This window comes from Streptomyces sp. DSM 15324, assembly GCF_001514285.1.
Classification (GTDB): Bacteria; Actinomycetota; Actinomycetes; order Streptomycetales; family Streptomycetaceae; genus Streptomyces.
The window spans coordinates 16,322-38,559 of sequence record NZ_KQ949023.1; the positions used below are offsets into that span (position 1 = coordinate 16,322).

Genomic DNA, 22,238 nt, shown 5'->3' on the forward strand with positions numbered 1-22,238 from the left:
GCGAGGAGGGTGTTCCTACGGCGTGTGCCGGGCCGGTGGCGGCAGGTAGGGGGCGGCCGAGGGCAGGCCGAGGTCGCAGGGGAGGAGGGAGCCGACCCAGCAGTCGCGTCGTACGCCTTTGTTGTTGAGGGCCGAGCGGAGGGTGCCCTCCAGGGTGAAGCCGGCGGCGCGGGCGACCGCGCGGGAGGCCTGGTTGCCGACTTCGGCGCGCCATTCGACGCGGTCGACGGCGAGGTGGGTGAAGGCCCAGCGGGTGGCGGCGCGGGCGGCCTCGGTGGTGTAGCCCTGGCCGCGGTGTTCCTTGGCGGTCCAGAAGCCGATCTCGGCGGTGCCGAGGGAGCGCATGGTGAGGCCGAGCATTCCGGTGAGGGTTCCGTCGGGGAGGAACACGCCGAAGGTGTACATGGAGGCGTCGGCCCAGCCGTCGGGGGCGACCTGTTCGGTGAAGCTGTGGGCGTGTTCGGGGAGGTAGGGGGAGGGGAGGGTGGTCCAGCGCTGGATGTCGGGGTCCTGGGCGGCGGCGAGGACGGCGTCGGTGTCCTGGGCGCCGACGGGGCGCAGCACCAGGCGGTCGGTTGTGAGGGTGACGGGCTCCATCGGGAGATTGTGGTGGGCTCCGGTGGGCGGGCGCCATCGGTTTGCGGGGGGTGTGCCCCTGCCGCGCGGTCGATGACCCCTTCCCGGCCGGGGCGGTCGTGCCGGTTGTGCGGGGCGTGAGCGGGTGATCACGATTCGCGCAATTCATGGGCGGGGGGCGGCACCATCGGCGGGGGCCGGACGTTGTCCCGTTTGAAGAAGATTTTGGCGCGTGTGCGCGACAGTGTGCGGTCCTCGTCATGGCGGGCCTCCCGGCGTGGCGGGGTCCTCGCATACGATGGCCGTTGCTCAGTGAGTCAAATGGAAACCGACCGTGCCAGGCCCGACCGGCAAGGAGACCAACCCCCGTGTCCGTCCTCTCGAAGATCATGCGTGCAGGCGAAGGCAAGATCCTGCGCAAGCTGCACCGCATCGCGGACCAGGTCAACTCCATCGAAGAGGACTTCGTCGACCTCTCCGACGCCGAGCTGCGAGCTCTCACCGAGGAGTACAAGCAGCGGTACGCCGACGGAGAGTCGCTGGACGACCTGCTGCCCGAGGCGTTCGCCACCGTGCGTGAGGCGGCGAAGCGTGTGCTGGGCCAGCGTCACTACGACGTGCAGATCATGGGTGGTGCGGCCCTGCACCTCGGCTATGTGGCCGAGATGAAGACCGGTGAGGGCAAGACCCTCGTCGGCACGCTGCCCGCTTATCTGAACGCCCTGTCCGGCAAGGGCGTCCACCTGATCACGGTCAACGACTACCTGGCCGAGCGCGACTCCGAGATGATGGGGCGCGTCCACAAGTTCCTGGGTCTGGAAGTCGGCTGCATCCTGGCCAACATGACGCCGGCCCAGCGGCGCGAGCAGTACGCGTGCGACATCACGTACGGCACGAACAACGAGTTCGGCTTCGACTACCTGCGCGACAACATGGCGTGGGCGAAGGACGAGCTGGTGCAGCGGGGCCACAACTTCGCGATCGTGGACGAGGTCGACTCGATCCTGGTCGACGAGGCGCGTACGCCGCTGATCATCTCGGGTCCGGCCGACCAGGCGACGAAGTGGTACGGCGATTTCGCCAAGCTGGTGCTGCGTCTGAAGAAGGGCGAGGCGGGCAACCCGCTGAAGGGCCTGGAGGAGACCGGCGACTACGACGTCGACGAGAAGAAGCGCACGGTCGCCATCCACGAGGCCGGTGTCGGCAAGGTCGAGGACTGGCTGGGCATCGACAACCTCTACGAGTCGGTGAACACGCCTCTGGTGGGCTACCTGAACAACGCCATCAAGGCGAAGGAGCTCTTCAAGAAGGACAAGGACTACGTCGTCATGGACGGCGAAGTCATGATCGTCGACGAGCACACCGGCCGTATCCTCGCCGGCCGCCGCTACAACGAGGGCATGCACCAGGCGATCGAGGCGAAGGAAGGGGTGGACATCAAGGACGAGAACCAGACGCTCGCGACGATCACCCTGCAGAACTTCTTCCGCCTCTACAAGCGGCACGACCACGACGGCAAGGAAGTGCCCGGTCTGTCCGGCATGACCGGTACGGCGATGACCGAGGCCGCCGAGTTCCACCAGATCTACAAGCTCGGCGTGGTGCCGATCCCGACGAACAAGCCGATGATCCGCAAGGACCAGTCGGACCTGATCTACCGCACCGAGGTCGCCAAGTTCGAGGCGGTCGTCGACGACATCGCGGAGAAGCACGAGAAGGGTCAGCCGATCCTCGTCGGCACGACGTCCGTCGAGAAGTCGGAGTACCTCTCGCAGCAGCTCTCCAAGCGGGGCATCCAGCACGAGGTGCTGAACGCCAAGCACCACGAGCGGGAGGCGTCGATCGTCGCCCAGGCGGGCCGCAGGGGCGCGGTGACGGTGGCCACCAACATGGCCGGCCGTGGTACGGACATCAAGCTCGGCGGCAACCCCGAGGACCTCGCGGAGGCGGAGCTGCGCCAGCGCGGCCTGGACCCCGAGGAGCACATCGAGGAGTGGGCGCACGCGCTTCCCGCCGCTCTGGAGAAGGCCGAGCAGGCCGTCAAGGCGGAGAAGGAAGAGGTCGAGGAGCTCGGCGGGCTGTATGTGCTGGGTACGGAGCGGCACGAGTCGCGTCGTATCGACAACCAGCTGCGTGGTCGTTCGGGCCGGCAGGGCGACCCGGGCGAGTCGCGGTTCTACCTGTCGCTGGGTGACGACCTGATGCGTCTGTTCAAGGCGCAGATGGTCGAGCGCGTGATGTCGATGGCGAACGTCCCGGACGACGTGCCGATCGAGAACAAGATGGTCACGCGTGCGATCGCGTCGGCGCAGTCGCAGGTCGAGCAGCAGAACTTCGAGACCCGTAAGAACGTCCTGAAGTACGACGAGGTCCTCAACCGGCAGCGTGAGGTCATCTACGGCGAGCGTCGTCGGGTGCTGGAGGGCGAGGACCTGCAGGAGCAGGTCGTGCACTTCATGGACGACACGATCGACGCGTACGTCTCCGCGGAGACGGCCGAGGGCTTCCCGGAGGACTGGGACCTGGACCGGCTGTGGGGCGCGTTCAAGCAGCTGTACCCGGTGAAGATCACGGTGGAGGAGCTGGAGGAGGCGGCCGGTGACCGGGCGGGTCTGACGGCCGAGTTCATCTCCGAGTCCATCAAGGACGACATCCACGAGCAGTACGAGGCGCGTGAGGCGCAGCTCGGCTCCGAGATCATGCGGGAGCTGGAGCGCCGGGTCGTGCTGTCGGTGCTGGACCGCAAGTGGCGTGAGCACCTCTACGAGATGGACTACCTCCAGGAGGGCATCGGTCTGCGCGCGATGGCGCAGAAGGACCCGCTGGTGGAGTACCAGCGTGAGGGCTTCGACATGTTCTCCGCGATGATGGACGGCATCAAGGAGGAGTCGGTCGGCTACCTGTTCAACCTGGAGGTTCAGGTCGAGCAGCAGGTCGAGGAGGTTCCGGTCACGGACGCCGAGCCGGTCGACCTGGACAAGCAGGACGTGGTGCCGGCGCAGGCGGGTGCGCGTCCGGAGATCCGTGCCAAGGGGCTGGACGCCCCGCAGCGGCGGAACCTGCACTTCTCGGCGCCGACGGTGGACGGCGAGGGCGGCACCATCGAGGGTGAATTCGACGACGAGGACGAGCCGGTGCGCTCCGAGGCCGACGGTCTCACGCGCGCGGAGCGCCGCAAGCAGGCGAAGGCGCGGGGTCGTCGCAAGAAGTAGCCGTCAGTCGTGATGAGGGCCGGGTCGCCTCGGGTGACCCGGCCCTTTCGCGTGTCCGCGGCCCCGGGGGGCGTTCTCGGGTGGGGCTCAGTCGTCCTGGTCGCGGGGCCTGCGGGGGCCGTCGAGTTCGACGGCGGTGCAGCGCCAGCGGTGGTCGGTGCCGAGTTCCAGGCGGAAGGCCATGGCGCGCAGTCGGTCACCGGTGCCGATGCGGGCGAAGGCCTCGATGGCGCCGGGGCGGGGGACGTAGTAGCCGATGTCGCGGACGGTCGGGCCGGCGCCGCGGGTGGTGCGCAGGGGGCCGCGTTCGGCGAGGTGGGAGAGGTCGTCGTAGGCGCTGCCGAGGGTGTGGCGGAGCATCGAGTGGACGGGGCGTCGGCCGCTGAGGACCGCGAGGAGGCGGTCGGCGAAGAGATCGGTGGGGCGGGGCTGTGGCGGGGCGGGAGAGGGGCGCTGGGGGCTCGGGGCGGGCGCGGTGGCTGCGGGGGCCGGGCGGCGGGTCGCGGGGGCGTGGGCCTGGCGGGTGCGGGGTGGGGTGCCCGCGGGGCGGCGGGGGTCGCGGCGGCCCGGTGGGCGGGTGCCGGCGGTGGCGGGTGCGGTGGCGGGTGGGCGGGTGCCGGCTGGTGCGGGTGCCGCTGTGCCCGCCCGTGCCGCCCCGGTGGCGCGGCTGCCCGCTGTTTCGCCGGTGACAGGTGCGGGGGCGGTTCGGGGGGCAGGGGCGTGCTTCCTCGTCATGACCTTGTTCATCGTGTCCCCGTCGGATCGACTTGATGGGTGGGCGGCCCCGACCTTCTACCGATCGGTAACTTGCCGTTGCCGATCTTGTACGTGGTTGCGCTGTGTGAGGGCAAGGGGGCGGAGGGTAGTGGCGAGGATGGCGGGCGGTTCACCTATCAGGGTGGTCGAGGCAGGGGAAAGCCCCGGTGGGGGCGGTGTGCAGGGTGAATTCCGGGGCGTGGGGTGGACGCTGCGGCGTCTGCGGGGAGGGGCCCGAAAGGGGACGGCCGCACGTATCCTGAAGGCCTCCGGGCCGAGCGCCCGGGCCGAATCCGACGACGAAAAGAGCGGCCTGCCATGCGCGTCTACGTCCCCCTGACCCTCCCCGGCCTCGCCGAGGCGCACAAGACGGGGGAGCTGGGGTCCGGGCCGCTCGTCGCCTACGCCGTCACGCCCGCGTTGCGCGAGTGGTATCTCTCCGACGACATCGAGGAACTGGAGTACGCGGCGCTGAGCCGGGCCGCCCTCGCCTCGCTGCGGCTGCTCGCGGCGGACGGGGGCGCGCCGCGCCGCAGGGTCGTGGTCGCCGTCGACGTACCCGACCGCGCGACCGGGGTGGACCCCGACCGGGGGCTGGACCCGGCGGCGCTCGGCGAGGTGCGGGTGTCGGGGGTCGTGACGCTGGCGAAGGCGGCCTCGGTGCACGTCGACGCCGGGGACGCGGAGGCGGACGTGGCCGCGGCGGCGGAGGCGCTCGCCGCGGCGGACGGCGGGGACGACGACGCGCAGTTCGTGGTGGACGGCGCCGAGGACCACGAGCTGCTGTGGTTCGCCACGCAGGAGATCCCGAACCTGGTCGGCGCGGGCGGCTGACGGCGCCTCCGCTCTTGAGCGCCGGTGCGGGCGGGTACGTTTGCCGCATGGGGAAGCAGCAGGTGGCGGCGCACATCGTCTGGGACTGGAACGGGACGCTGCTCGATGACAACGACGCGATCATAGGGGCGACGAACGCGGCGTTCGCCGAACTGGGCCTGGAGCCGCTGACGCTGGAGCGGTACCGGGCGCTGTACTGCGTGCCGGTGCCGAAGTTCTACGAGCGGCTCATGGGGCGGCTCCCGACGGACGCCGAGTGGGAGCTCATGGACGAGGTCTTCCACCGGTACTACGCGCAGCACCGGGTGCGGTGCGGGCTCACCGACGGGGTGGTGGAACTGCTCACGGGGTGGCGTTCGGCGGGGCACAGCCAGTCGCTGCTGAGCATGTACCTGCACGAGGAACTGGTGCCTGTGGTGCGGGGTTTCGGCATCGAACCGCACTTCGTGCGCGTGGACGGCCGGGTCGGGCCGTCCGGGGGCAGCAAGGCGGAGCACATGGTGCGGCATCTGGCCGCGCTCGGGAAGTCGGTGGACCCCGCCCGGACCGTGGTGATCGGGGACGCCGCCGACGACGCGGTGGCGGCGCTCCACGCGGGGGCGCGGGCCGTGCTCTACACCGGCGGTTCGCACAGCCGGGCGAGCCTGGAGGCGGTGGGCGTTCCCGTGGTGGACACCCTCGCGGAGGCGGTGGAGGTCGCCTCACGGGCGGCCGCATGACGGTCTAGCGGCCCTCGCGCTGGAGGCCGCGGCGTCCCCTGGGGGCTGGCGCCCCCCCGGCTGGCCGGCCGCCTCCCGGGAGACCGGCGCCCCGGCTTCCTTATCCCCCCTGGGGGGGGGACCCCCGGAGGCAGGCATCCGGACGGCAGGCAGCCCAGAAGGCTGTCGCCATCGGAGGTAGCCCCCTGAGAGCAGGCGCCGCCGACTGGCTGACCACCCCCGGGAGACGGGCCCCCTTTGGGGAACCGGCGCGGCCGGAAGGTCGGCGCGGCCCGGATGCCGGCGCCCCCCCGAAGGCCGGCGCCCCCGAAGGCCGGCGCCCCCAGCCAGCTGACCGCCCCGGAAGGCCGGCGCGCCCCGGACGCCGACGCCCCCCCCGAAGGCCGGCGCCCCCGAAGGCCGGCGCCCCCAGCCAGCTGACCGCCCCGGGAGGCCGGCGCGGTCAGGATGCCGACGCCTCCCGAAGGCCGGCGTCCCCGGGATGACGGCGCCCCTGAAGACCGGCGCCCCCAACTGACTGCCCCCCGAGCGGCCAACGCCGTACCCCCAGCCCCGGTCAGCCGGCCGGAGCCTTCTCCCGGAGTATCTTCAGGAACGCCCGCATCCAGGCCGGGTGGTCGGGCCAGGCGCGGGCCGAGACGAGGGTGCCGTCGACCACCGCCTCGCTGTCCTGGAAAGTCGCGCCGGCCGACTGCATGTCGAGCTCCAGCGCGGGGTACGCCGTGACGCGCCGCCCCTGCAGGGCGTCGGACGCGGCGGTGAGCAGCGGGCCGTGGCAGATCTGGGCGACGGGTTTGTCGCCGTCGAAGAACGACTTGAGGATCTTGCGGAGTTCGGGGTCGTTGCGCAGATACTCGGGTGCGCGGCCGCCGGGGATGACGAGGGCGGCGTACTGCCCGGGGTCGACCTCGGAGAAGGCGAGGTCGGCGGGCCAGGTGTAGCCGGGTTTCTCGGTGTAGGTGTCGAAGCCGGCTTCGAAGTCGTGGACGACGAAGCGGAGCGTCTTGCGGGTGGGGGCGGCGATGTGCACCTCGTAGCCCTCTTCGCGCAGGCGCTGGTAGGGGTAGAGGACTTCCAGGGACTCCGCCGCGTCGCCGGTGACGATGAGGATCTTCGCGGACATGGTGCGGCTCCTCTCTCGGGGGCGCTTCCCCTCTCGGGGGCGCTCCCCCCTCAGGGTCTCGCGCCCGCCGCACCGGCGTCGACCTCTCCGGTCCGCCCGAGGTGGCCGGTTTCCCGCCCGGCCCCTGTGCAGGCCCGGCCCCTGTGCAGAACGTCAAAGTTCTGCCCCTGGTTTTGTACACATACGGCTCATGACGGGTCCCCGGTGAGGAGCGATAGCCTTAGTGGCGTGATCAGCGCGATAGTTCGCGGGGGTTCTGTTGCCCCTGCCCTGCGCCCGGCATGTGCGGACCATCTCCGCGGCCGGGCGGCGGACGCTGGTTCTTGCGGGCGGGACAGGGGCGTATGGGGCCCCGGGACGCCGTACCCACACGCGGAAGGCGCGACGCGGAGAGCAGCGTCACACCTCGCGGTGGTGTCGAGAATGGCCGATAACCCCCCGCTCATCTCATCTTGCGGCATAGCGTCGGAGCAGACCGGAGACCCCGGGCCGTGGCGGCGAGCCGCAAGGGGGGAGACCGTACTTCCTTCTACGTCACGCAACGGCGCGCGACAGGAGTCAGAGGACAATGCAGACCAAGCTGGACGAAGCCAAGGCCGAGCTGCTCGAGAGGGCGGCGCGGGTCGCTGAGAACAGCCCGGTCGGGGGGTACCTACCGACTGGGACGACGAGCGAGGGCACGCCAGGAGCTCCGGGCACCCCGGACCACGACGCCCTGCTCGCGTTCCTCCAGCGCTACTACCTGCACACCGCCCCGGAGGACCTCAAGGACCGCGACCCGGTCGACGTCTTCGGAGCCGCCCTCTCCCACTACCGGCTCGCCGAGAACCGGCCGCAGGGAACCGCCAACGTCCGGGTCCACACCCCGACGGTCGAGGAGAACGGCTGGACCTGCAGCCACTCCGTCGTCGAGGTCGTCACCGACGACATGCCCTTCCTCGTCGACTCCGTCACCAACGAGCTGACCCGGCAGGGACGCGGCATCCACCTCGTCGTGCATCCGCAGGTCGTGGTGCGGCGCGATGTGACCGGCAGGCTCATCGAGGTGATGGGCGGCGGGCACGCCGGTGTGCTCCCGCACGACGCGCACGTCGAGTCGTGGATCCACGTCGAGATGGACCGCGAGACCGACCGCGCCGACCTCAAGCAGGTCACCGCCGATCTGCTGCGGGTGCTCTCCGACGTCCGGGAGGCCGTCGAGGACTGGGAGAAGATGCGGGACTCGGCGCTGCGGATCGCCGACGGTCTCACCGACGAGCACACGCCCGGCGATCTGTCCCCCGCCGACGTCGAGGAGGCGCGTGAGCTGCTGCGCTGGCTCGCCGCCGACCACTTCACCTTCCTCGGCTACCGCGAGTACCAGCTGCGCGGGGACGACTCCCTCGCGGCCGTGCCCGGCACCGGGCTCGGCATCCTGCGCGCCGATCCGCAGCACGCCGGTGAGGACGCGCACCCGGTCAGCCCGTCGTTCGAGCGGCTGCCGGCCGACGCCCGCGCGAAGGCCCGCGAGCACAAGCTGCTCGTGCTGACCAAGGCCAACAGCCGGGCCACCGTGCACCGGCCGTCGTACCTCGACTACGTCGGGGTGAAGAAGTTCGACGCCGAGGGCAATGTCGTCGGCGAGCGCCGCTTCCTCGGACTGTTCTCCTCCGCCGCCTACACCGAGTCCGTGCTGCGGGTCCCCGTCGTGCGCCGCAAGGTCGACGCGGTCCTGACCGGCGCCGGGTTCTCGCCCAACAGCCACGACGGGCGCGACCTGCTCCAGATCATGGAGACGTATCCGCGCGACGAGCTGTTCCAGACGCCGGTCGACGAGCTGCGCTCCATCGTCACCTCGGTGCTGTACCTCCAGGAGCGCCGCCGGCTGCGGCTCTACCTGCGCCAGGACGAGTACGGGCGCTACTACTCGGCGCTCGTCTACCTGCCCCGCGACCGCTACACCACCGGGGTACGGCTGCGGATCATCGACATCCTGAAGGAGGAGCTCGCCGGGACCAGCGTCGACTTCACCGCCTGGAACACCGAGTCGATCCTGTCCCGGCTGCACTTCGTCGTCCGGGTCGCGCCGGGCACCGAGCTGCCGGAGCTGTCGGAGTCCGACAAGGACCGCATCGAGGCGCGTCTCGTCGAGGCCGCCCGGTCCTGGGCGGACGCGTTCGCCGAGGCGCTCACCGCGGAGCTCGGCGAGGAGCGGGCCGCCGAGCTGCTGCGCCGCTACAACAACGCCTTCACCGAGGGCTACAAGGCCGACCACACCCCGCGCGCCGCGGTCGCCGACCTCGTCCACCTCGAACGGCTCACCGAGGAGCAGAATTTCTCGCTCAGCCTGTACGAGCCGGTCGGCGCCGCGCCCGACGAGCGCCGCTTCAAGATCTACCGCAAGGGCGACGCGATCTCCCTGTCGGCGGTGCTCCCGGTGCTGAACCGGCTCGGTGTCGAGGTCATCGACGAGCGGCCGTACGAACTGCGCTGCTCGGACCGGTCGGTGGCGTGGATCTACGACTTCGGGCTGCGCATCCCCAAGGCGCTGGGCGGCGGCAGCACCGATCTGCTCGGCGACGACGGGCGCGAGCGGTTCCAGGAGGCGTTCGCGGCGACCTGGACCGGCCGTGCGGAGAACGACGGGTTCAACGCGCTGGTGCTGGGCGCCGGGCTGAGCTGGCGCCAGGCGATGGTGCTGCGCGCCTACGCCAAGTACCTGCGGCAGGCGGGGTCCACGTTCAGCCAGGACTACATGGAGGACACCCTCCGTACGAACGTCCACACCACCCGGCTGCTCGTCTCCCTGTTCGAGGCGCGGATGTCGCCGGGGCGGCAGCGGGCCGGGCTGGAGATCGTCGACGCGCTCCTCGAGGAGCTCGACGCCGCGCTCGACCAGGTGGCCTCCCTCGACGAGGACCGGATCCTGAGGTCCTTCCTCACCGTCATCAAGGCGACCCTGCGCACCAACTTCTTCCAGAGCAGCGCGGACGGCACGCCGCACGCGTACGTGTCGATGAAGTTCGACCCGCAGGCCATCCCGGACCTCCCGGCGCCGCGGCCGGCGTTCGAGATCTGGGTGTACTCGCCGCGGGTGGAGGGTGTGCACCTCAGGTTCGGGAAGGTGGCGCGCGGCGGTCTGCGCTGGTCGGACCGCAGGGAGGACTTCCGCACGGAGATCCTCGGCCTGGTCAAGGCGCAGATGGTGAAGAACACCGTCATCGTGCCGGTGGGCGCCAAGGGCGGCTTCGTCGCCAAGCAGCTGCCCGACCCGGCCGTGGACCGCGACGCGTGGCTCGCCGAGGGCATCGCCAGCTACCGCACGTTCATCTCGGCGCTCCTCGACATCACGGACAACATGGTCGCCGGTGAGGTCGTGCCGCCGTCCGACGTCGTGCGGCACGACGAGGACGACACGTACCTGGTGGTCGCGGCCGACAAGGGCACGGCGACGTTCTCCGACATCGCCAACGACGTCGCCGGAGCGTACGGCTTCTGGCTCGGGGACGCCTTCGCCTCCGGCGGCTCGGCCGGCTACGACCACAAGGCGATGGGCATCACCGCCCGCGGCGCCTGGGAGTCCGTCAAGCGGCACTTCCGCGAGCTGGGCGTCGACACCCAGGTGGAGGACTTCACGGTCGTCGGCATCGGTGACATGTCCGGTGACGTGTTCGGCAACGGCATGCTGCTGTCCGAGCACATCCGTCTGGTGGCCGCCTTCGACCACCGGCACATCTTCATCGACCCCACCCCGGACGCCGCGGCCTCCTACGCCGAGCGCCGCCGGCTGTTCGAGCTGCCGCGCAGCTCCTGGGCCGACTACAACGCCGATCTGATCTCCGCCGGCGGCGGTGTCTTCCCCCGTACGGCGAAGGCGATCCCCGTCAACGCGCACATCCGGCAGGCCCTCGGCATCGAGGCGGGCGTCACCAAGGTGACCCCGGCCGACCTGATGAAGGCGATCCTGTCCGCGCCGGTGGACCTGCTGTGGAACGGCGGCATCGGCACGTACGTCAAGGCGAGCACCGAGTCGAACGCCGACGTCGGCGACAAGGCCAACGACCCGATCCGGGTCGACGGCCAGGACCTGCGGGTCAAGGTCGTCGGTGAGGGCGGCAACCTGGGCCTGACCCAGCTCGGCCGGATCGAGTTCGCCCGCCAGGGCGGCCGGATCAACACCGACGCCATCGACAACAGCGCGGGCGTGGACACCTCCGACCACGAGGTGAACATCAAGATCCTGCTGAACGGGCTGGTCACGGACGGCGACATGACGGTCAAGCAGCGCAACAAGCTGCTCGCCGAGATGACCGACGAGGTCGGCGGGCTGGTCCTGCGCAACAACTACGCGCAGAACACGGCGATCGCCAACGCCCTCGCCCAGTCCAAGGACATGCTCCACGCCCAGCAGCGCTTCCTGCGCCACCTGGTGCGCGAGGGGCACCTCGACCGGGCGCTGGAGTTCCTGCCGAGCGACCGGCAGATCCGGGAGCGTCTCGGCTCCGGCCAGGGCCTGACCGGCCCGGAGACGGCCGTCCTGCTGGCGTACACGAAGATCACCGTCTCGGACGAGCTGCTCCAGACCTCCCTGCCGGACGACCCCTATCTGCGCGGTCTGCTGGACGCGTACTTCCCGACCGCGCTGCGCGAGCGGTTCCCGGAGCACATCGACAGCCACCCGCTGCGCCGGGAGATCACCACGACCGTGCTGGTCAACGACACGGTCAACACGGGCGGTACGACGTATCTGCACCGGCTGCGGGAGGAGACCGGGGCCTCGCTGGAGGAGATCGTGCGGGCGCAGACCGTGGCGCGGGCGATCTTCCGGTCGGCGCCGGTGTGGGACGCGGTGGAGGAGCTGGACAACACGGTCGAGGCGGCCGTGCAGACCCGGATCCGGCTGCACTCGCGCCGGCTCGTCGAGCGCGGTACGCGCTGGCTGCTGAACAACCGGCCGCAGCCGCTGCAGCTGGCCGAGACGGTCGACTTCTTCGCCGAGCGGGTCGAGCAGGTGTGGTCGCAGCTGACCAAGCTGCTGCGCGGCGCGGATCTGGAGTGGTGGCAGAAGATCTACGACGAGCTGAGCGGCGCGGGTGTGCCGGACTCGCTGGCCGCGCGGGTGGCCGGGTTCTCCTCCGCCTTCCCGGCGCTGGACATCGTGTCGGTGGCCGACCGGATGGGCAAGGACCCGCTGGACGTCGCCGAGGTCTACTACGACCTCGCGGACCGGCTGCACATCACCCAGCTGATGGACCGGATCATCGAGCTGCCGCGGGCCGACCGCTGGCAGTCCATGGCCCGTGCCTCCATCCGTGAGGACCTCTACGCGGCGCACGCGGCGCTGACCGCGGACGTCCTGGCCGTCGGCAACGGCACCTCGACGCCCGAGCAGCGCTTCAAGGCGTGGGAGGAGAAGAACGCGGCGATCCTGGGCCGGGCGCGGACGACCCTGGAGGAGATCCAGAGCTCGGAGACGTTCGACCTGGCGAACCTGTCGGTGGCGATGCGGACGATGCGGACGCTGCTGCGGACGCACTCGTAAGGCGACGCAGTGATGCGGTAAGGGGCGCCTCCCCGTGGGGGGAGGCGCCCCTTACCGTGGGGTGGATGCGGCTCAGTTCGTCGGCGTCGGTTCCGGAGCGGGCTTCGCCGCCCGGTTCTTCGCGGCGGCCTTCTTCTTGCCCTGCTGGTCGCCGCTGAACTCCTCGTAGGCGCTCATGACCTCCTCCGTGGGCCCGTCCATCCGCAGCTCGCCGCGCTCCAGCCACAGCACGCGTTCGCAGGTGTCGCGGATCGAGCTGTTGCTGTGGCTGACGAGGAAGACGGTGCCGGCGTGCTCGCGCATCTCGCGGATGCGGTCGGCCGAGCGCCGCTGGAACTTCGCGTCACCGGTGGACAGCGCCTCGTCGATGAGGAGGACGTCGTGGTCCTTGGCGGCGGCGATGGAGAAGCGCAGCCGGGCCCCCATGCCGGAGGAGTAGGTGCGCATCGGCAGGGTGATGAAGTCGCCCTTCTCGTTGATGCCGGAGAAGTCGACGATCTGCTGATAGCGCTCCTTGATGACTTCGCGGGGCATGCCCATGGCGAGGCCGCCCAGGTAGACGTTGCGTTCGCCGGTCAGGTCGCCCATCAGGGCCGCGTTCACCCCGAGGAGGGAGGGCTGGCCGTGGGTGTAGATACGGCCGTTCTCCACCGGCAGCAGGCCCGCGACCGCCTTGAGCAGCGTCGACTTGCCGGAGCCGTTGGTGCCGATCAGTCCGATGGCCTCGCCCTTGTAGGCGACGAACGAGACGTTCTTGACCGCGTGGATCCGGCGGACGCCCGCCGCCTGCTCGGCCTTCTTGCGGCGCAGGATGCGGTTGAGGGCGACGGTGGCGGAGCCCCGGCCGGCACCCGTGCCGTTGACCCGGTAGACGATGTCGACGCCGTCCGCGATGACGGTGGGGGTCCGCTCGGCGGTGTGCTGCTCGGTGTGCGGTGAGTTCTCAGCCACGGCCGTACGTCTCCTCAGCCTTCCAGAAGTAGATGAAGCCGCCGACGCCGGCGAGCAGGGCCCAGCCGGTCGCCCAGACCCACACGTGCGGCGGCAGCTGGCTCGCGTGGAAGGTGTCGATCAGCGCGAAGCGCATCAGGTCGATGTAGACGGCGGCCGGGTTGGCGCGCAGCAGGTCCGTGGCCCAGGCCGGCCAGTCGCTGTGCTTGCTGAGCAGGTTGTCGATGCTCCACATCACGCCGGAGATGTACATCCAGGTGCGCAGCACGAACGGCATCAGCTGGGCGATGTCGGGGGTCTTCGCGCCCACCCGGGCGAGGATCATCGACACACCGGCGTTGAAGGTGAACTGCAGCAGCAGGGCCGGAACGGCGAGGACCCACGAGACGGCCGGCGGCACGCCGACGGCGAGCAGGATGACCACCAGCGCGGCCATCGAGAACAGCAGCTGCTGGAGCTGCTGGAGGCAGTACGAGATCGGCAGTGCGGCCCGCGGGAAGTGCAGGGCCCGCACCAGGCCGATGTTGCCGGAGATGGCCCGGGTGCCCGACATGATCGAGCTCTGGGTGAACGTCCACACGAACACGCCCGTGACCAGGAAGGGGATGTAGTCCGGGACGCCCTTCTTGGTCTGCAGCAGCACGCCGAAGATGAAGTAGTAGACCGCCGCGTTCAGCAGGGGGGTCATCACCTGCCAGATCTGGCCCAGCTTCGCCTGGCTGTACTGCGCGGTCAGCTTGGCGGTGGCGAACGCGGTGATGAAGTGGCGACGCGCCCACAGCTGACGGATGTACTGGGGCAGGGAGGGGCGGGCACCGCTGACCGTGAGGCCGTGACGGGCGGCGAGGGCCGCCAGGTCGTCGGAGGGGGGTCCGGCCTGTGTCCTGGGCGGTGTGTGGAGTACCTGGCTCACATCCGCTGCTTTCACTCGGGGGGTGGGGGTGTGTGCGGCCGTTCCGGCTGCACGTGGCCGTCGTCGGGCGTTCTCTTACGCTTCTCTTGACGTTTTCTTACGTCGGAACGGGACCGTATCGTCGCATCGTGAGAGTAGGCCCAATCGACGTCGGAACGCAACCGTTTCGTCGTGACGCCCTATGCTGGAAGGCATGACGACGAACGCGACGAACGCCGACGAACCGCAGGCGAAGCCGCGCCGCCGGGCTCCGGCGGGCGCGGCCGTGCTTCGCGAGGATGTGACGGAGGCCATCCGGGCTGCCGTGTTCGAGGAGCTCGCCACCGTCGGCTACGCGCGGATGTCCATCGAGGGCATCGCCCGGCGCGCCGGCGTGGGCAAGACCGCGGTCTACCGGCGCTGGCGCTCCAAGCTGCATCTGGTCCTCGATCTCGTCTCGGCGCTCGCCGTACAGGGCCTGCCGGTCCCGGAGACGGGCAGCCTGGAGGGCGATCTGCGGATGCTGTACGAGGTGACCTCCCGGGCGCTGCGGCACCCCGCGGCCTCGCAGATCATCCCGGACCTCCAGGCCGAGGCGGCCCGCAACCCGGAGATCGCCGAGGCGCTTCAGAAGACGCTGCGCGAGGGTCAGGAGGGGGTCGCGCTGAAGATCGTCGCGGCGGCGGAGCAGCGCGGTGAGGTCCGGATGGGTCTCGACGACGAACTGGCGCTCGACCTGATCTCCGGTCCGTTGTACTGGCGTTCGGTGGTGATCCGCAGCCCGAAGCTGCCCAAGGGCTATCTGGCCGCGCTGGCGCGCGCGACCGCGGCGGCGATCAAGGCGCTGTGACCGGGGCACTTCGGGCACCGTGACGGGAGCCGACCGGGGTCGAGGGGGGTCGGCCCGAACGCCCGGTGCGGTCGCCCGCGCCACGGCTACGTCCGAGCCGCCTGCGGATGCAGCCGCAGCCAGCCCTCCCAGGCCGAGGTGATCATGTCCTGGACGTCGTGCACGGCCTTCCAGCCCAGCTCGGCGGCGATGCGGTCGGCGCAGGCGACCACCCGGGCCGGGTCGCCGGGGCGGCGGGGGGTGACCGTGGGCGGCCGGTGGTGGCCGGTGACGGCGGCGACCCGGTCGATCATCTCCCGGACCGAGACGCCCTCGCCGCGGCCGACGTTCAGGGTGAGGTCGTGGCCGGGGGAGGTGCGCAGGGCCTGGGCGGCGGCCACATGGGCGGCGGCGAGGTCGGCCACGTGGATGTAGTCACGGACGCAGGTGCCGTCCGGGGTGGGGTAGTCGTCGCCGAAGACGCGGGGCGGCGCGCCCTCCGAGAGCCTTTCGAAGATCATCGGGATGAGGTTGAAGACACCGGTGTCGGCCAGGTCGGGGGAGGCCGCGCCCGCCACGTTGAAGTAGCGCAGGCAGGCCGTGGACAGGCCGGTGGCCCGGCCGGTCGCGCGGACCAGCCACTCGCCGGCCAGCTTCGTCTCGCCGTACGGCGACATCGGCGCGCACGGGGTGTCCTCGGTGACGGGATCGACGTCCGGCATGCCGTAGACGGCGGCCGAGGAGGAGAACACGAAGGACCCGACACCGGCCTCGGTGACCGCCTCCAGCAGGACTCGGAGGCCCTCCACGTTCTCCCGGTAGTAGTGCAGGGGCCGCTCCACCGACTCGCCGACCTGCTTCTTCGCCGCGAGATGGACGACACCGGTGACCGTGTGCTCGGCGAGGGCGCGGGCGACCCGCTCCCCGTCCAGCGTCGAGCCCGTCACCAGCGGCACCCCCGCCGGCACGCGCGCGGCGACACCGGTGGACAGGTCGTCGTACACCACCGCCCGCTCGCCCGCCGCGGTCATCGCCCGGACGACGTGCGCCCCGATGTAGCCGGCGCCGCCGGTGATCAGCCAGGTCATGTGGATTCCCCCAAGCAGGATGGCCGGATGCGGGGCGATTCGTCCGCGATCGGCCCGTTCGTCTCACAGTGAAGCAGGCGTACGGCTCTCCCGCAGGGCCTCGGGGCGACTGCCGGCGCGCTCGGGGGCGCGTGTCGTCGTCGCGCGCCACAGGCGGACGTACGACAGCACGGCCGCCGCGAGCAGCAAGCCGTTGCGCAGGACCATCAGCCCGGTGCCGGTCCAGGTGCACTCGATGACCTTGCCGTACTCGACCGGGAAGATCACGGAGCTGATGGCGGTCGACGCGAGGATCAGTGCCACCACCGGGCGCTGGGTGGTGTGCCGGGAGGTGAGGCAGACGGCGGCCAGGCCGACCAGCCAGATCATGTACTGCGGGCTGATCACCCGGCTGGTCACGGTGAACAGCAGGACCGCGCTCAGCGCCGCGTCGAAGGGCACGGCGTCGGTCCAGTGCCGGGCCCGGACCCGCCACAGCACGAGCAGGCCGAAGGCGACCGCGGTCAGGGCGAGCGAGGCGTGCGCCACGCTGGAGACGTACGGCCCGGTGAACTCCATCGCGCCGTACCGGTAGTGGACCGTGCCCGGCCACCCCGCGTGGGTCGCCAGCGAGAGCAGGGTTCCGCCCAGGGACTCGATCTGAACGCCCCGGCCGCCCTGCTGGCGCACGAAGGCGAGCGGATTGCGGAACGCGAAGACCAGGAGCAGGAACAGCGAGGCCCCGGTCAGCGCCACCGACGACCACACCGACCGGGAGTCCCGCCCGCGCCGCACCCCGATCAGTACCAGCGCCGGCCACACCTTCACCAGCGCCCCCACGGCCGCCAGCGCCCCGCACGCGCGCGTGGAGCGGGCGAGCGCCAGCAGGGAGAGCACCGCGAGCGCCGTGACCTGGACGTCGTAGCGGGCGAACGGGACGCGGACCAGGAGGGGCAGCCCGCCCACCCAGACGGCCGCCCCGGCCAGCCGGCGGCCGGGGCGGGTGCCCGCGCGGGCGAGCGCGCAGGCGACCACGGCGTCCGAGAGGACGGTGAGGGCGACGAACGCCTGGAAATACGTCCACCACGGCAGTACGCCCGGCGACAGCAGTACGGGACCGGCGCCCGGCGGGTACTGCCACAGGGTGTCGTGCGCGGGGAAGGCGCCGTGCGCGAGGACGCCGTACCAGTGGTGGTACAGGTGCCACACCTCCCGGCCCACCCGGCCGCCCAGGATTCCGAGGGAGTCGTGGGCGAGCAGCCACAGCATCAGGGCGCGGGAGGCCAGCCAGGTGGCGGCGAGGGCGACGAGAAGGTGACGACGTCTCATGACGGCGGATCGTATGGCGCCCGAATGCCTCTTTAGTTCAGATACTCCGTCAATAGCCAAGAAGCGGTACTAAATCCAACAAAATGGGGTCCGTGCACATCAGGAACAGGGCCGGTGCGGCGGTGCTCCTGCCCGTCGGGGCCGGGCTCGCGCTCGGTCTGTGGGGGCTGGACCGCGGGGGCATGTGGCGTGACGAGGCCGTCACCTTCCAGGTGGCGCGGCGCTCGGTGCCGCAGATCTGGCGGCTGCTGCACCGGGTGGACGCCGTGCACGGCCTGTACTACCTGCTCCTGCATCCCGTCCTCGCCGTGCGCCCCGGCGAGGCCCTCCTGCGCCTGCCGTCCGTCTGCGCGGCGGCCCTCACGGCGGGCCTGGTCGCGGCGCTCGGCGTCCGCCTGGCCCGGCCGCGGGTCGGCCTGTGGGCGGGTCTGCTGTACGCCGTCACCCCGCTCGTGGGCCACTACGCGCAGGAGGGCCGCTCCTACGCCGCCGTCTGCGCCGGCGCGGCCGGGGCCGACCCTGCTGTTCGTCCGGGGGGTGCAGGGGTGCTCCTGGTGGCCGTACGGCGTCGTCCTCGCGCTGACCTGTCTGCTGCACGAGCTGGCGGTGCCGCTGGTGCTCGCCCACGGGGTGACGCTCCTCTACGCGCGCGTGGCGGGGCGGGACGCGGTGCGGTGGGCCGTGGCGGCCGGGGCCGCGCTGCTGGTCCTGACCCCGCTCGCCCTCGTGTCGCGGGCCCAGGCCGCCCAGGTGGCGTGGCTGTCCCGGCCGGGCGCGGGCAGCGCGCTACGGCTGCTGCACGCGTTCCTCGGGCCGGGCGGGCCCGTCTTCTGGACCGGTCTGCTCCTCGCCCTCGCCGCCCTGCCGGGCCCCCGCCGGCTGACCCTCGCCTCGGTGGCCCTGCCGTGGGCGGTCGTGCCCCCGCTGACCCTGCTGGCCGTCTCCCAGCTCCGCCCGGTGTACGACGACCGCTATGTGCTGTACGCCCTCGCGGGGGCGCCGCTGCTGGTGGCGGCGGGGGCCGACCGGGTGCTGCGGGCGAAGGCGGCGAGGTCGCCCCTGATCCCGCTCGCGGGAACCCTGGCCGTCGCCCTCGCGTTCATCCAGTACCTGCCCCTGCACCGCCAGGACCGCACCCTGCGCGGCCGCCCCGACACCCTCGCCGCCGTCGCGGCGCTGGCCGCGCGCGAGGTGCGGCCGGGCGAGGCCGTGGTGTTCCTGCCGTCCATCGGGCGGCGGGCGAAGGTGTCGTACCCCGACACCTTTCGGGGAGTGCGGGACGTGGCGCTCCAGGCGTCCGGCCCCGCCTCCGGCACGCTCTACGGCCGTGAGCGGGACGCCGCCGGACTGCGCCGCGAGCTGCTCGCGCTGGACCGGCTGTGGGTGCTGGCCGAGCCGTACGCGCTGCGCTCCCCGTGGTACCCCCGCAATCCGGTCGAGCGGGTCAAGCTGACCGTCGTGACGGAGGAGTTCGTCCCGAGCGAACCGCGACGGGAGTTCGTCCGCGACGGGGTCACCCTGCGCCTCTACACCCGCCGTCCCGCGCGCTCCCTGCCTACGCCCTGCCCGTGCCCTGGTTCCGCCGACCGCCCGGCTCCTCCTCCAGGGCCGCCGAGTCCAGGGCGTCGGTGAGCCGGTCGAGGCGCTCCCGCAGCTCGCTGATCTCCTCCAGCTCGCACCCGGTCGCCGCGACGATCCGCCGGGGCACCTGCAGCGCCCGCTCGCGCAGCGCGGCACCTTCCTCGGTGAGCCGGATCTCCACCGAGCGCTCGTCGCGCGCGCTGCGCTCCCGGATCACCAGACCGGCCGTCTCCAGCCGTTTGAGCAGCGGGGACAGCGTGCCGGAGTCCAGGCGCAGATGTTCGCCGAGCTTCTTCACGGGCAGCTCGCCCTGCTCCCACAGCACCAGCATCACCAGGTACTGGGGATAGGTCAGCCCCAGTTCCTTGAGGATCACGCGGTAGACGCCGTTGAAGGCACGCGAGGCCGCGTGCAGGGAGAAGCAGATCTGGCGGTCCAGGCGCAGCCAGTTCTCCGAGGGGACGGGGGCGGGGAGAGGGGTCGACGTCGGGGTCATGGCTCCAGGGTAACGCCGGTGAGCCATTTAGTTGTGCACAACTGAATTGTGTGCTCTACTTATCCCCGTGAACGGCCCGGACGCGAGAAGCGGCCGGACCGGCCACCCCCCGACAGACCCATCCGAGAGGGACGGTTCATCCATGGACGCGCTCTACACCGCAGTCGCCACCGCCACCCACGGCCGCGAGGGCCGCGCCGTCAGCAACGACGGAAAGATCGACCTCGCCCTCGCCATGCCGGTGGAGCTCGGCGGCAACGGTCAGGGCACCAACCCGGAGCAGCTCTTCGCCGCCGGTTACGCGGCCTGCTTCGGCAGCGCCCTCGGCCTCGTCGGCCGTCAGGCGAAGGTCGACGTCTCCGACGCCGCCGTGACCGCCGAGGTCGGCATAGGCAAGCAGGGCGAGGGCTTCGCTCTGAAGGTCACGCTGCGCGTCGAGCTGCCGGACACCCTGGACGAGGCGACCGGCCGCAAGCTGGTCGAGACCGCCCACCAGGTCTGCCCCTACTCCAACGCCACCCGCGGCAACATCGAGGTCGACCTCGTCGTCGAGTAACCCCCGGCGGGGCCACCGGGGCCCCACCAGGCCGGGGCCTCCCGAGGGGTCCGAACAGCGGGCTACCCCCTCGGGAGGCCTCTTCCCGCAGGCCGCGCCCCGCGGCAGCAGTCCAGTGCAGCCCCTGGCGCCCCCGCGTCTCACCCCACCCGCGCCAGCACCTCCCCGGTCCGCCGGCTCCACGCCACCACCACCGCCTCCTCGGGCACCCGGTGCCAGCGCGTCAGCAGCAGCCAGCGGACCCGGTAGCGGCGCACGATCGCCGCCCGCCCGGCCCGCGTCGAACCGGGGGCGAGATACGCCCGGACGTCCGCCGCCCGGCGCAGCCGCGCCCGCTCGTCCAGCGCCGCGTCCGGCCAGGGGGGCGCCGCGAGGTTCGGCCCGTACCCGGCGATCGCGTGCACGGCGAAGTACCCGTCGGTGATCACCACCTCCCCGGGCCCGATGTGCCGCGCCGCCCAGTCGTACGCCGGCCAGCGCGGCGGCTGGTCGAAGCCCACCGGATCCAGCGCGCGCGGCACGACCGCCCCCGCCTGCACGGTCAGCAGCCCCACACAGGCCCCGACGGCCGTGACCGCGCCCAGGGCCCTGCGCCACGCCCCCCACGGCCTCGGCGCCGCGAGCTCCACCGCCAGCGCGAACTGCGGCGGCACCAGCGTCAGGCCGAGGATCCGCCCGTAGGTGTAGTGGCCGCTGACGAACCCGTACGCCACCACCGCACAGTCCAGGGCGCACATCAGCACCAGCGGATCGCGCGCCGAGCGCCTCGCCCGCGCCCACAGCGCCGGCAGGCCCAGCAGCGCCAGCCAGAAATGGCCGGCCACGTCGTCGTAGAGCCGCCGGTGCATCCCGTCGACGCTGCCGTCCCCGGCCAGCGCGAACACATCGAAGTACGGCCAGGCGGCGGCGACCAGCAGCGCCGTCGCGGCCGTCACCGCCCAGCGCGCCGCCACCGCCGGCCGCCACGGACGCTGCAGGCCGAGGACCACCGCGACGCAGCCCGTCACCGCCCCCACCGCCGTGATCGGATGCACCAGCAGGATCGCCCCGTACAGCGCGCCGACCCCCGCGTACCCGGTGAAGCCGCGCAGCCCGTCCGGACCGACGTAGCGGACCGGACGGCCGTCCCGCGCGCGTGCCGCCGTCAGCGCCCACGCCCAGAAGGCCAGGCCGATCGCGAAGGTGGACGGATAGCCGAGGTTGCCGGTCATCGACATCAGCCCCAGATAGCCGCTCCACCAGGCGCGTTCCGTGCCCCACAGCAGCGTCATCGCCGCCAGCGCGAGCACCGGCGCCCACGGCCTGGGCGTCAGCGCCCGGACGAACCGGCCGAGACCGGTCAGCAGCACGACCAGGTTCAGCGGCCCGGCGACCCTCAGCACCGCCCAGCCCGCAAGCCCGGTCAGCCGGGCGAACACGCCCTCGGCCAGCGCGTACGGCGAGTAGTACGGGCTGCCCGCGCCCGGCAGATCGGCCATCGGGTGCCGGGGGTGCAGCAGATCGGCCCGCAGACGCTCCACGACCGCCGCGTGCACCCCCGCGTCGCAGCACAGCGGCACCCGCCAGAACGCCAGCGTCGTCACCAGCCAGAACACGAAACCGAAGACCTGGTACGGGCTCGGACGCCACACCCGCCGACGGCGCAGCGCCCCGGCACCGCGCACCGGACGCCGGATCAGGACACCGGCGCTCACCGGGCGCGGACCGGAAGGTGGCAGACAGGGGCAGAGTTGCGCAAGAGGGGCATTGGCCGTACCTTCCCGCCCGCGTCAACAGCCTCGCCCCCTGTCACCCCG

Annotated in this window: 17 protein-coding genes; 7 read left to right on the forward strand and 10 right to left on the reverse strand. The window is 71.7% G+C overall.

The features are described 5' to 3' along the window. Window positions 1–15 precede the first annotated feature (15 nt). Entirely contained in the window at window positions 16–597 is a 582-nt protein-coding gene (locus AQJ58_RS00070; protein WP_067243592.1) for a GNAT family N-acetyltransferase, read from the reverse strand. A gap of 347 nt (window positions 598–944) precedes the next feature. Between AQJ58_RS00070 and secA the strand changes: the two genes are divergently transcribed. Further along, window positions 945–3,788: a preprotein translocase subunit SecA gene (gene secA / locus AQJ58_RS00075; protein WP_067243594.1), complete on the forward strand. Its 2,844-nt coding sequence runs from the start codon at window positions 945–947 to the stop codon at window positions 3,786–3,788. 87 nt (window positions 3,789–3,875) lie between these two features. Here the strand turns inward: secA and AQJ58_RS40245 are convergent, their stop codons facing one another. Then, window positions 3,876–4,523 (reverse strand): Rv3235 family protein, encoded by a 648-nt coding sequence (locus AQJ58_RS40245; protein ID WP_234359918.1) that lies wholly within the window; start codon window positions 4,521–4,523, stop codon window positions 3,876–3,878. A gap of 339 nt (window positions 4,524–4,862) precedes the next feature. Here AQJ58_RS40245 and AQJ58_RS00085 point away from each other — a divergent pair, with 339 nt between their 5' ends. Both AQJ58_RS00085 and AQJ58_RS00090 read left to right on the forward strand, forming a co-directional pair. Continuing rightward, entirely contained in the window at window positions 4,863–5,378 is a 516-nt protein-coding gene (locus AQJ58_RS00085) for a DUF6912 family protein (protein WP_067243597.1), read from the forward strand. A 47-nt stretch (window positions 5,379–5,425) separates the two neighbouring features. Next, window positions 5,426–6,097, forward strand: a complete 672-nt coding sequence (locus AQJ58_RS00090; RefSeq protein WP_067243599.1) for an HAD family hydrolase — start codon at window positions 5,426–5,428, stop codon at window positions 6,095–6,097. Between the two features lie 556 nt (window positions 6,098–6,653). Here the strand turns inward: AQJ58_RS00090 and AQJ58_RS00095 are convergent. After that, window positions 6,654–7,220: a DJ-1/PfpI family protein gene (locus AQJ58_RS00095; RefSeq protein ID WP_067243601.1), complete on the reverse strand. Its 567-nt coding sequence runs from the start codon at window positions 7,218–7,220 to the stop codon at window positions 6,654–6,656. A 568-nt stretch (window positions 7,221–7,788) separates the two neighbouring features. Here AQJ58_RS00095 and AQJ58_RS00100 point away from each other — a divergent pair. Continuing rightward, a complete protein-coding gene (locus AQJ58_RS00100) occupies window positions 7,789–12,741 on the forward strand; it encodes an NAD-glutamate dehydrogenase (protein WP_067243603.1) in 4,953 nt (1,650 codons plus the stop codon). Window positions 12,742–12,813: 72 nt separating this feature from the next. Here the strand turns inward: AQJ58_RS00100 and AQJ58_RS00105 are convergent, their stop codons facing one another. Continuing rightward, window positions 12,814–13,692: an ABC transporter ATP-binding protein gene (locus AQJ58_RS00105; protein WP_067243604.1), complete on the reverse strand. Its 879-nt coding sequence runs from the start codon at window positions 13,690–13,692 to the stop codon at window positions 12,814–12,816. After that, window positions 13,685–14,605, reverse strand: coding sequence for an ABC transporter permease (locus AQJ58_RS00110; protein ID WP_067243606.1), 921 nt, complete (start codon window positions 14,603–14,605; stop codon window positions 13,685–13,687). Before AQJ58_RS00110 ends, AQJ58_RS00105 begins: the two co-directional genes overlap by 8 nt. Window positions 14,606–14,786: 181 nt before the next feature. Between AQJ58_RS00110 and AQJ58_RS00115 the strand changes: the two genes are divergently transcribed. Further along, window positions 14,787–15,434, forward strand: a complete 648-nt coding sequence (locus AQJ58_RS00115; protein ID WP_199844499.1) for a TetR/AcrR family transcriptional regulator — start codon at window positions 14,787–14,789, stop codon at window positions 15,432–15,434. Between the two features lie 86 nt (window positions 15,435–15,520). Here the strand turns inward: AQJ58_RS00115 and galE are convergent, their stop codons facing one another. The 3 genes from galE to AQJ58_RS45600 form a co-directional block, all read right to left on the reverse strand. Beyond that, window positions 15,521–16,501 carry a UDP-glucose 4-epimerase GalE gene (gene galE / locus AQJ58_RS00120; RefSeq protein WP_067243607.1) on the reverse strand — a complete coding sequence of 327 codons (981 nt, stop codon included), beginning with the start codon at window positions 16,499–16,501 and terminating at the stop codon, window positions 15,521–15,523. Between the two features lie 63 nt (window positions 16,502–16,564). Then, window positions 16,565–17,809: a glycosyltransferase family 87 protein gene (locus AQJ58_RS00125; protein ID WP_067243609.1), complete on the reverse strand. Its 1,245-nt coding sequence runs from the start codon at window positions 17,807–17,809 to the stop codon at window positions 16,565–16,567. Window positions 17,810–17,841: 32 nt separating this feature from the next. Continuing rightward, window positions 17,842–18,270 (reverse strand): hypothetical protein, encoded by a 429-nt coding sequence (locus AQJ58_RS45600; RefSeq protein ID WP_067243610.1) that lies wholly within the window; start codon window positions 18,268–18,270, stop codon window positions 17,842–17,844. A 76-nt stretch (window positions 18,271–18,346) separates the two neighbouring features. Here AQJ58_RS45600 and AQJ58_RS00135 point away from each other — a divergent pair, with 76 nt between their 5' ends. Continuing rightward, on the forward strand, window positions 18,347–19,441 hold the full coding sequence (locus AQJ58_RS00135; protein ID WP_067243612.1) for a hypothetical protein: 1,095 nt from the start codon (window positions 18,347–18,349) through the stop codon (window positions 19,439–19,441). Here AQJ58_RS00135 and AQJ58_RS00140 read toward each other — a convergent pair. Next, entirely contained in the window at window positions 19,365–19,886 is a 522-nt protein-coding gene (locus AQJ58_RS00140) for a MarR family winged helix-turn-helix transcriptional regulator (protein WP_067243614.1), read from the reverse strand. The two genes, AQJ58_RS00135 and AQJ58_RS00140, sit on opposite strands and share 77 nt — an antisense overlap. Before the next feature lie 142 nt (window positions 19,887–20,028). Here AQJ58_RS00140 and AQJ58_RS00145 point away from each other — a divergent pair, with 142 nt between their 5' ends. Continuing rightward, complete coding sequence (locus tag AQJ58_RS00145; protein ID WP_067243615.1) at window positions 20,029–20,442, forward strand: organic hydroperoxide resistance protein; 414 nt, start codon at window positions 20,029–20,031, stop codon at window positions 20,440–20,442. 140 nt (window positions 20,443–20,582) lie between these two features. Here the strand turns inward: AQJ58_RS00145 and AQJ58_RS00150 are convergent, their stop codons facing one another. Next, window positions 20,583–22,136: a hypothetical protein gene (locus AQJ58_RS00150; RefSeq protein ID WP_067243617.1), complete on the reverse strand. Its 1,554-nt coding sequence runs from the start codon at window positions 22,134–22,136 to the stop codon at window positions 20,583–20,585. Between the last annotated feature and the right edge of the window lie 102 nt (window positions 22,137–22,238).